The sequence below is a fragment of the Psychrobacter immobilis genome, assembly GCF_904846285.1.
GTDB classification, from domain to species: Bacteria; Pseudomonadota; Gammaproteobacteria; order Pseudomonadales; family Moraxellaceae; genus Psychrobacter; species Psychrobacter immobilis_D.
On record NZ_CAJHAD010000038.1, the window covers coordinates 1 to 10,652 of the forward strand.

A 10,652-nucleotide genomic window follows, 5' to 3' on the forward strand; every position below is an offset into this window, starting at 1 on the left:
CGAAATTATAAATCTATGCTATATCTGGCTTGTACTATGATCCACTGCAAACTGAATTAGGGACACGCCCTAGTAATAACACAAGATAGGGCTTTTTTTGGCTTAAAAATAGGCCTTTTATCCGAAATATAGTCAAAAAAATTTAAAAACGCTACGGTATTGCTGATATCAATTTTTTGTAGCCTCTGTCTGCGCAGGCACAGCAAGCAAGAAAAATTGATATCAGTAGTGCGTGATGTATCGATATTACTTTTTAGTTAACGACCCATTCTTACTTCAAGCTATCAGCGGCTAAGTTACTATGCCTGCTTAGCCAATTCTTCACGTTTTAAGCCAATGGTTCTAAGCTTGCCTTTATCATCGACTTCCTTGATAACCAGTGACCATTCATCATTAATTGCCACCGTATCGCCGGAAACCGGTGCCATATCTAAGCTACCTTTGACATATTCAGCAACCGTTTGCTCCCACATATTTTTTTCGTTATCTTCAGGTTTAGACTTAAGCTTATCGACCAATGATTCGGAAGTCATCACGCCAGTAAAAAACGGTAAATCGCCCAGTTTAACGCTCGGCGATAGTAGCCAATCGCCATAAAAATCATCGATGGCTTTACGATCCAAAGTAGTATCATTAAAAATCTTAGCTATTTGGCTGGCATGATTGCCGCGCATGGCATACCAAACGCTATCACCAAATTTCAGCTTAGTATCTTCTTCGACAATCACAATCTGCTGCCCACGTACCAAAGCAAAAACACTAATCTCATTAGGGTTAACGCGGTTAGAGATACCCCTCGGATGGCGACCAATCGCAAATGCACCTGACTTTACTTGGAACTGATATAAGGTAATACTCGCCTTGTCGGATACCCAAACCTCATGCTTCTCCTCGGGGTCTTTATTATTAGGAATACGTACTTTGAATAAATCCGCCATAAAGGGAATGGTAGTGCCTTGCAAAATCAATGATAAAACCACCACGCCAAAAGCAATATCAAACAGCATAAAGGCGCCATCAATACCTGCCATCACTGGTAAAATCGCAAGGGTAATAGGAACAGCACCGCGCAAGCCAACCCAAGAAATAAAGCCGATTTCTCTGTCTTTAAATTTAAAGGGTTTAACGCTGCTATAAACCGCGATAGGACGGGCAATTAAAATCATAAAGGCGGCAATCGCAACAGAGTAATACCAAACATTGATGACGTTTGATGGCGTGACCAATAGACCTAACACCACAAATAAGACCGCTTGAGATAACCAAGCAAAGCTGTCCATTACGCGCATGACATGCTCGGTTGAGCGCACTTTATGGTTACCTATCAGCACGCCCGCAAGATAAACGGCCAAAAATCCACTACCGCCGATTAAATTGGTCGCCGCAAACACCGCTAAGCCCGCAGATAATATCAAGATGGCATACATGCCTTCTGCAAGATGTACCTTGGGCAATAACCTTGACAATAAATAACCGAATAGTAAACCCATAACAAGACCAAAGCTAAGCTGCTGCAACAGCAACCCTAAAAAGCCCAGTACTGTTTGGCCAGCAGGGTCAACATTTAAAGCAATTAATCCTGTGACTAATAAAATGGCTAACGGGTCGTTGGCACCAGACTCTAACTCTAAAGTCGCTTGTACACGGTCATTAAGCTTAACACCGCCATTACGCAGCAATGAAAATACCGCTGCCGCATCGGTCGAGCCGACAATAGCCGCCATCAATAGCCCAAAGCGCCAATCGACATCGAGTAGCCAAGTGACGAACACGCCCAGTATCATTACCGTTGCCAGTACGCCCCAAGTGGCAAGCGTGATGGCGGGTCTTAGTCCAACTCGAAAAGATTTAAACGAGGTGCGCAGTCCACCATCTAGCAAAATACAGGCTAATGCTGCTTGCCCAACAAAGTTTGCAAGGCCATATTGAGAGAACTCAATGCCCAATAGGCCTTCTTCACCGGCGAGCATTCCTACCACTAAAAATAATAATAATAGCGGTACGCCCAAACGCGCCGACAACGTACTTGCCATGATACTGGCAAAAATTAATACTGCTCCTACGAGATACAGGATATTTAAGGTATCCATCTTTTTTAAGCCCTATTTTTAGTCATTATTATGTGAGTGTGCGCTTTAATATTTTCTAGCGTCGTTGTTCCAAAAAGTTGTTCCAAAAAATTGCAAATTTAAGTGCTCTAAATTAAATAATCTTAATTTAATTTTCTTAAACATCTAACCTTAAAAGCCTACTCTATTGTATAACATAGAATCCTAACGGTAGTTTGTGTTAAGCGTCGCTAGCCTGCAATTCATATAAAAATGTCAATGACTACTCATTTATATCGTCCAATCATAAAGGCTTTTAGCGCACCTATAAACTTTTTAACCATCAAAAAAGCCCTACTTAGCATAACGCCAAATAGGGCTTTTCTTGTTTATAAACGCTTAATAAATAATTTTAGTGAAAAAACCTTATATCTACTTAGGCTATTTAGGTTTAAGGGCGGCACTGATATCAGCTAATAATGGTGGAATATCATGCTTATCGGCAATCACCTCTAACATCACCAATTTATCTTTGGTATCAGCTGCTTTCTTTAAAGCTGCTTTTAATTCGCCAGCAGTTTCCACTTTCATAATTAAGCTATTTTCTTCCGTCGCGCCAAAGGCTTTTGGCATCATTTGCCAATCACACTTAGGAATATCATTATAATACTGATTTTCACCATGAATCGCGCGCTCAACGGTATAGCCGTCATTATTAATTAGTACAATCACAGGATTAATGCGCTCCTGAATCATTACTGCAATTTCTTGAATGGTCAATAAAGCAGAACCATCACCAATCAGTAAGATACTGCGTTTATGCGGTGACGCAATGGCAGCGCCCAAACTAGCTGGCAAGGTATAACCAATCGAGCCCCACATCGGCTGACCATAAGACGTCACACCTTCTGGTAGACGCACATCACTGATACCAAAATACGCCGTACCTTGGTCAGAAAATACCAGATTTTTATCATCGAGCGCATCAGCGATGATGTGCCATAAATCATCTTGGCGAATAGGCTCATCATCCGTGCCATTTTGCTCATGGGGTTTCATCTCTCTACAGAACTGCTTAGGTACGATATTGATACCCGAGGTCATGACTTCATGCAGTGTTCGCAAGGCATCTTTTAGCGCAATCGGGGCAAAGTTCTGACCGCTGATAGACGCACGCTCATAATGCAAATCGACCACCACTTTTTCATCAATGTCTTGGCTAAAGCCTGCGGTAGTGGTATCTGTATATTGCACGCCGATTTTAATTAAGCATTCGCAGTTTTCTACCGCGTCTTTAACCACAGGACGCGATGCCACGCCAGCATAAGTACCTGCCCAACGCTCGCTATTTTCATCAAGCAAGGTTTTGCCCCATGATAACGTTGTATAAGGAATGTCGGTATCAGCAATTAAGGCTTTCAGTTGACTCTGTAATCCCAACCGATGCACCATCAAGTCTGCCATCAAAGTCGTGGTTTTATTGGGTAAAAACTCTATCAACGCTTGCTTAAAATCTGCTAGCGCCGCTTGGCTAGTGATATCTTCTTCACTATCTATAAGTTTGGTCGTTGGTGGATAAATCGGCGTTTTTGCCACATCTGGTGATAACAACAAATAACCTGGGCGATGCTTTTTAAGAATCAGACGAATAACACGGTCAATCTCAGAGGCAGCATTATCAGGCGTAATTTGCGCACGTGCTACGGTAACAGGCTCGACCATCTTGATAAAATGATTGAATACCCCGTCACCCAAAGTATGGTGGATACGACGTTTTGAATCTTGCAAAGCGGTACTGGGTGCACCTACCACATGCAATACCGGTGCATACTCAGCAAACGAGCCGGCAGTGGCGTTAATCGCCGACAGCTCGCCGACGCCGAAGGTTGTCACCATAGCCGCAAAGCCTCGCTCACGTGCATAGCCGTCAGCTGCGTAACCAGCATTTAACTCATTGGTATTACCAACCCAGCGTAATTTATCAGAAGCGATAACATTGTCTAAAAATGTTAAATTAAAATCACCGGGCACACCAAATATTTCAGTCGCACCAGCTTCAGCGATGCGATCGAACAAGTAATCAGCGATGGTATATTGTTGACTCATTTTTTATCCTTAATGCTTACGATTATAAGTATTGATAACTATCAATAAGAAGGGAGTTTTTTATAAAATGCACACCAGCTTATTTCTTCCATACAAAGCTTTTGGAATACATATTATAATAAACTGTTATAACATAAAATTATGACTGGATGACATGCCTGTTTTGCTAACTTTTACTTTTTTTCGTGATAGGTGTTGACAGATAAATAAAACTGCGTATAATATGCCTTCATCAACTGACGATAGTTAATTGATAATTAGCGGGAATAGCTCAGTGGTAGAGCATAACCTTGCCAAGGTTGGGGTCGAGAGTTCGAATCTCTTTTCCCGCTCCAAATACTTAAAAAGCCTCACTTAACAGTGAGGCTTTTTTTTGTCCGATTTTTAAGGGCTACAGCGTTTTCCAGTATTAGCTATTCAGTCTAATTGCTAAGTTTATCTAACATATTAAAAGCTCAAAAATCAGCACCGTGACCAAAACGTGACCATTTCGTGCCCATGCTATAAATACTGATTTCGTAATTGACCCCAACTTATTATTCTTATCTTTATAAAAAACCATCCTAAGAAAATATTTTTTAGCATGGTTTTTACTTTTTCACTGCTTTTGCAAATTAAGCTCATTGCGTGACCAAAACGTGACCAAATCATGAAAAAGTAAGTTTTAAAAATAACCCCAACCTTAATTGCAGGCCTTGGAACGTCATATATATAAGGCTCTACCACTTATTCATCTGAGAATCTCTTTCAACTTTGTAGATCCTCAAGACTCTTCATCATCCTTAGTATTTGGCTCATAAATAAATAAGTCACCTACCTGCACATCTAAAAACTCACATAACTGGTCGATTGTATTGAAGTCAATTCTTGATGACTCTTCATTGTATAACTTATGAAGGGTTGATTTACTCATACCTGTTGCTCTTACAACATCTGCTACACGCAACTTTTTCTCTGCCAGAATCACAGGGAGTTTAGACACAATCATAATTAATACCTCTTTTCGGGTAAAAATGCTTTACATTGAGGTAAAAAGGTAATATAGTACACAAATCGGTTATTAATTACCTTTAAGCGGGTAAATAATAACCGATTACTTCAAGGTGCATTCTTACATGTTGATAAAATAGTTTTTATTCTATCACTTAATGCAATTACTTAATAACTGAAAAGAGGTAAATATCATGAGCAATACTTATTTAACAACTGATGAGTTAGCCGAACGTATCAAATACGACGCACGTACTATCCGCAATCAAATGAAAGACACCGTTTTGATTGAAAACATCCATTACATTCGTCCTTTCGGCGGTCGCAAGATTTTGTACGTATGGGAGCGTATCGAAGAGGATATGTGTAAGCCAGTTATGAGCGCCATCAACGGTATGGCACTTCAGTAATAAAAGGAGAATTAATATGGCTACTATGCGAGGACGGTTTGGCAAGCTGGTCGTTGACTTTCGCTACTTAGGTAAGCGCTGTCGAGAGAAAACCAGTTTAGAAGACAATCCAGCTAATCGTAAAAAATTAGCGCAAGTCTTGAAAAAAATGGAAGCAGAAATCACCCTAGGCATCTTTGACTATGGCGCCTACTTTCCGAAGAGCACGCGTTTAAAAGAGATGACAGCACTGGCTGATAGAGCGGAAGCTTGTATCAGTCGCAACCCTACCTTTAGGCAGTTTTCAGAGATTTGGTATGAGGAGAAGAAGATTGAATGGCGGCCGAGCTATCGGCAAAAGACACAGATTATCTTAAACAAGTACCTATTACCTGAGTTTGGTGGCAAGGCGGTACATGCGATAAAAAAACCAGACTTGCTGACCTTCCGTAGCTCCCTCGCCAAAGTTCGTTACGGTAAAGATGGTCAGTCAAGTCTGTCAGTAGCACGGATCAACCAGATCATGATACTTCTTCGTATGATACTAGAAGAAGCATCAGATCGCCATGAGTTTGAGATGCCTTATAAAAATATTAAGAATCTTAAACAAGCCCGTCCGGATGTAAACCCGTTTACATTGAGTGAGGTATGGCTGATTTTAAAGCATGTTCGTGCGGACTATAAGCCTTACTACACCATTCGCTTCTTTACGGGAATGCGTACCAGTGAGATCGATGGGCTTAAGTGGGACTGCATTAACTTTGATCGGCGTGAGATTAGTATTCGCGGTGCATTAGTGAATGGAGAGATGGGTCCAACGAAGACGTTGGGCTCACAACGTGATATTGCGATGTCGCAGTTGGTGTATGACGCTTTATTAGAGCAGAAGACGCGCACCTTTGGTAAGTCAGAGTTTGTGTTTTGCAATTCACAAGGTAATCCGATGGAGTACCGCAATGTGAACCGTCGGGTATGGAAACCCACACTTGCCCTCCTCGGTCTTAAACATAGGCGGGCTTATCAGACTCGGCACACAGCAGCGACGCTTTGGCTGGCTGCTGGTGAGAATCCTGAGTGGATAGCTCGGCAGATGGGTCACAGTAGTACAGAGATGCTGTTTCGGGTATATAGCCGCTATGTGCCTGATATCACCCGCCAAGATGGCTCAGCGATGGATAATTTGCTACTGGCGAGCAAGGAGAAGTTAACCAGCGCAGCAAATAGCTCTAATGCACAAACTGACAAGGAGACGTCACTATGACAATTATCAATTATGAAGAGCTATTTGCTGAGTTTAAGCCTGACGGTGCAATCAGTGAAGATGCGAATAAGATTGCTAATGCATTGATGCGTGAGTTTTATATTTCATCGGGTCATAACCTCGCACGCTTCTTGGGAGTGAAGCACTGCTTTGATAACGATATGGCGATGCGTATATGGGTGCAGAAGCGCTTAGATGACAGTCTTGACTATGTGATTGAGGATATGCGTTTTCAGCTTCAGAGCGAGCTTTATGAGCTATTACCGCAGCCTGGCTATGGCGGCTACTGAGGAGAATGTGATGAGTGTAAAGCTTCAGCCAAATATGACGCAGAACGCACGCGATCTAAGAATCTGTGAGGATTACTGGGCATATGATAACGAAAGTGATTATATCGCACATGTAGAAACCCTCTGTGAGAAGTATGAGATTGGCACACAAGTACTATTCAAGACAATCGGTGAGTGTTTTGCTTATTTAGATGATGTGCGATGCGAGTACTGTGGTTATGTGTGTCCTTTACAGATACCAGCAGACATTCCTTATATGCGAGCAAAAGAGAGTTGGTGCTGTGAGGTATGTGAGCATGCTGTATGGCGGGAACATAATCATAGATAAGTCGTTCACAATATTAAAGCCAGACAGCTTAGGTTGTCTGGCTTTTTCGTTCGCGGCATTTCTTCTTTTAAACACAGTCAAAATTTAGTGTGCCACTACAGTTGCGTTTGCTGGTTATACTGTTTTCCTCTTTGGGTTAGTATAAGCCTCCTATACGCTGTCCAATTTAATTATGCCATACAACTACATATGACTCTAAATAATAGTCATCGCTACAGGTGAACTATGCTCGATAGAAATGGCGCTATCCTAGCGGATAAAACCGCAGAATATGAGATACTAAAGAACGATTAAACTTATAATAGCTAAAACTTCAAATGTCTAACTAGGTAGTCGTTGTCCATGAAAACTAATTTTACAAATAGTCATCTAGTCTCAATAAGTCGCATTTTTATCACTATTATAGTGGGTCTAACCTTATCAGGATGCTGGCACTTTAACTATGGGGTAGAAAAAGAAAACTCACCTATTCCTTATGACAACGAATACTTTTATGAGGGCGATAAAGTTCCTAAATACGAGTTTGACAGTACCTTGTATAGGTTAGATGGCGATAAAAGTGGCTACAACTACGTTGAGATTATGCACCTTAATGACGTAACTAATGACAATAACGCTCATCTCACGCCTGATAATATTTGGCGCAAATCACGCCTAGACTTTAATTTTTCTAAAGATTCTGGGGTAAAGCTAGTAGAAGACTCCGTCGTTTTGGCACATTATTCTGAGGATGGCAAACTATATCAACCATTAAAGAGAGTCTCTAATTTGGAAGGTTGCATAGGGACAACGGACTGTTCCAAAAGTCTCGTTTTGCATTACGTTGAGAGTATGCCCAAAGACATTATTGAAAAAGTCAGCTTTACATTAATAGTCAATGGTAAAGAGGAGCATATTGCTTATACCATTCCTCTTAATTACAAATATCATTATTCTTATTTGAGCATTTTGATGAGTGTATAAAATTTTACTAGTGACTGAATGCTATCTAACCACTGCATCGGCCCAACTTTATCGGAGGCTGCTTTTCTTGAATCAGGCAGCGACGCCTAACAGGGTTAAATTATCAGGTGGTGTTTTAAAGACCCTACGCTTGTTTGTCAACATGCTTTCTATTAAGCTAGCAGATTTATTTTTAATTTGAGAGTATTAATGGCGACCATAAAACAGAAGACATACTTAGCAGATATTTATAGCCGCCTTGGCGCTTTACTGGTTGATGCGATCATTTTGGGATGTGTTGGGCTACTACTAGGATTGATATTCGAAAGTGTATTTGTGAAATTAGGCAATTGGGGGCAACTTGTTGGTGTCATTATCTTGCTATTGTATTTTGGTATTGGCAATAGCCAACGTGCTGGTGGACAAACTCTTGGCAAAAAACTACTAAAGATAAGAGTGGTTGATAAGAGCGGCATTCCGTTAAGTATGGGTAAAGCCAGTCTGCGTGCTATTGTTTTGATCACACCATTTGCCCTCAACGGCCAGTCTGTATTTGGTGACAATCCATCTGATATATTACTCTATCTGCTAACCGCGATCGTATTTGGCGGTATATTAGCCATTGTTTACCTGTTCTTTTTTAACAGAAGCACCAGACAGTCGCTGCATGATCTGGCTGCAAATTCTATCGTCATTAATATAAATGCTGACAAACAATCTATAGTGCCCATTTGGAAGGGTCACCTTGTTATTGTTGCGTTGCTATTTTTAACATCAGCAGCCGTTCCTGCTTTTACCAATGAGGGGATGGCTATGGATAACGGCCTTTTTAAAGAACTGATAGCAGTACAAACAACGCTATTGTCTGAGCCTAATATCAGCTCCGCGGGCGTACATCAAAACACGCATACTTTTACTGATAACGATGGCAGCCAAACAGTGACGGAAAGTCTTTCGATTGAGATACCTATGGATAAAAATAACATCAGTGATGAAGATTTTGCCAAAAATGTGGCTAAAAAAGCGTACAGCAGTTATGCGTTAGCCAATGAAGTGGATGTAGTTTACGTTTCACTATCATATGGTTATAACATCGGTATCGCCTCAAAGTCGCAGTACTATCGCTATGAGTTTGAATCCAGTGAGCTAAAATAATAGTATTATTCTAATTTCTGGTGGTGTATCAGAAAGTATGTTTAGAAAATAAAGGAGAGGTGATAGCCGAAGTAAGCGGATATATTTGAGGTTATGAAGACACAAATAGAAATTAGCTGCCCCGACTGTCACAGTTTATTTGCAATCATGCCTCAACCTGTAACGGCTGTCATTCTAAAATAGAAGACATCATACGGTTAGAGGTTGTGGTGTTAGAAATATTGCTATTATGGCTTAACTTGAATAAACAGCCTCCGATAAAGTCGAGGCGGTTCATTTATTCCAAGTCTTAAAACCAAGAGCGTGATTGTCATGGATAAAGCTCGGTTTCATAAAAGCAGATGTATCCAAAAACCACTCAACAGACATGGCCATCGTATTCTTTGGCTGCCGCCGTAGCCCTGATCTGAACCCTATCGAAAAGAAATGGGCTCAAGTGAAGTTCCTACGCCAAGGATGGATGCAAAATGACTTATCCAAATTTTTTTATGATATTTGTCCAAGGCATAACATTTTTATTTTGAACTGACTATAGTTCAATGTAATTAACTTATATACTTGTAGCTAACTTCACTGAAAGATATATTCCAATCACATTAAACAGTAATAGCAACATTGATATAACGAGAATCTTATTTCTATTTATTACTTCGCTCAACTTATAAACACCCAATAAACATAAGAAATATATAATAATATAAAATACTTAGGGAGCCATTCACCCATAATCAATCCAGTTATAGGTATAGCAAATGGTGAAAGTAATGACATTCCAACTTCAATCTTAGAAATTATAAATACTTCTGAAAACTGATAAGTTAATGATGGGTCTAGCACTGAATATAGTGTGTTGATTTTAATTTACAAGGCTCTATATCTTTATAAAACGATGCAAAATTTACTTTTTTATATTAATAATGATACCTATTTAAATATAAGTTAGTTAGAAAAAATATTGTTAATTTACATATAAACATATAGTCAGTTCAAAATAAAAGTGTTATGCCTTGGACAAACATCATAAAACAACTTGGATAAGTCGTTTTCCATCCAGCCTTGGCGTAGAAACTTCACTTGAGCCCATTTCTTTTCGATAGGGTTTAGGTCTGGGCTGTACGGTGGCAGCCATAGAATACGATGACC

Annotated in this window: 10 protein-coding genes, 1 tRNA gene and 1 pseudogene; 8 read left to right on the top strand and 4 right to left on the bottom strand. The window is 40.3% G+C overall.

Annotation, left to right across the window (positions count from 1 at the left end; genetic code table 11):
* Nucleotides 1–299 precede the first annotated feature (299 nt).
* Both JMX13_RS13050 and JMX13_RS13055 read right to left on the bottom strand, forming a co-directional pair.
* A complete protein-coding gene (locus tag JMX13_RS13050) occupies nt 300–2,090 on the bottom strand; it encodes a potassium/proton antiporter (RefSeq protein ID WP_201613207.1) in 1,791 nt (596 codons plus the stop codon).
* Nucleotides 2,091–2,489: 399 nt separating this feature from the next.
* The gene (locus tag JMX13_RS13055) at nt 2,490–4,154 is read right to left on the bottom strand and encodes an alpha-keto acid decarboxylase family protein (RefSeq protein WP_201613209.1); all 1,665 of its coding nucleotides are present in this window, start codon (nt 4,152–4,154) and stop codon (nt 2,490–2,492) included.
* A 260-nt stretch (nt 4,155–4,414) separates the two neighbouring features.
* On the opposite strand from JMX13_RS13055, the gene JMX13_RS13060 reads away from it, so the two are divergent.
* Nucleotides 4,415–4,489, top strand: a tRNA-Gly gene (locus tag JMX13_RS13060).
* 428 nt (nt 4,490–4,917) lie between these two features.
* Here JMX13_RS13060 and JMX13_RS13065 read toward each other — a convergent pair.
* Nucleotides 4,918–5,142 carry a helix-turn-helix domain-containing protein gene (locus tag JMX13_RS13065; protein WP_133104085.1) on the bottom strand — a complete coding sequence of 75 codons (225 nt, stop codon included), beginning with the start codon at nt 5,140–5,142 and terminating at the stop codon, nt 4,918–4,920.
* Nucleotides 5,143–5,338: 196 nt separating this feature from the next.
* Here JMX13_RS13065 and JMX13_RS13070 point away from each other — a divergent pair, with 196 nt between their 5' ends.
* From JMX13_RS13070 to JMX13_RS13710, 7 genes and pseudogenes are all read left to right on the top strand, one after another.
* On the top strand, nt 5,339–5,554 hold the full coding sequence (locus JMX13_RS13070; RefSeq protein ID WP_011513303.1) for a hypothetical protein: 216 nt from the start codon (nt 5,339–5,341) through the stop codon (nt 5,552–5,554).
* A gap of 16 nt (nt 5,555–5,570) precedes the next feature.
* On the top strand, nt 5,571–6,794 hold the full coding sequence (locus JMX13_RS13075; protein ID WP_201613211.1) for a site-specific integrase: 1,224 nt from the start codon (nt 5,571–5,573) through the stop codon (nt 6,792–6,794).
* On the top strand, nt 6,791–7,084 hold the full coding sequence (locus JMX13_RS13080; protein WP_201613213.1) for a hypothetical protein: 294 nt from the start codon (nt 6,791–6,793) through the stop codon (nt 7,082–7,084). Before JMX13_RS13075 ends, JMX13_RS13080 begins: the two co-directional genes overlap by 4 nt.
* Before the next feature lie 34 nt (nt 7,085–7,118).
* A complete protein-coding gene (locus JMX13_RS13085; protein ID WP_227686331.1) occupies nt 7,119–7,412 on the top strand; it encodes a hypothetical protein in 294 nt (97 codons plus the stop codon).
* Between the two features lie 342 nt (nt 7,413–7,754).
* Entirely contained in the window at nt 7,755–8,375 is a 621-nt protein-coding gene (locus tag JMX13_RS13090) for a hypothetical protein (protein WP_201613215.1), read from the top strand.
* Nucleotides 8,376–8,564: 189 nt separating this feature from the next.
* Complete coding sequence (locus tag JMX13_RS13095) at nt 8,565–9,509, top strand: RDD family protein (protein WP_192519875.1); 945 nt, start codon at nt 8,565–8,567, stop codon at nt 9,507–9,509.
* Nucleotides 9,510–9,791: 282 nt separating this feature from the next.
* A pseudogene (locus tag JMX13_RS13710) lies at nt 9,792–10,038 on the top strand (transposase); the annotation flags it as partial.
* Nucleotides 10,039–10,490: 452 nt separating this feature from the next.
* Here JMX13_RS13710 and JMX13_RS13100 read toward each other — a convergent pair.
* Nucleotides 10,491–10,643 carry a transposase gene (locus JMX13_RS13100; protein ID WP_413786322.1) on the bottom strand — a complete coding sequence of 51 codons (153 nt, stop codon included), beginning with the start codon at nt 10,641–10,643 and terminating at the stop codon, nt 10,491–10,493.
* Nucleotides 10,644–10,652: the final 9 nt, after the last annotated feature.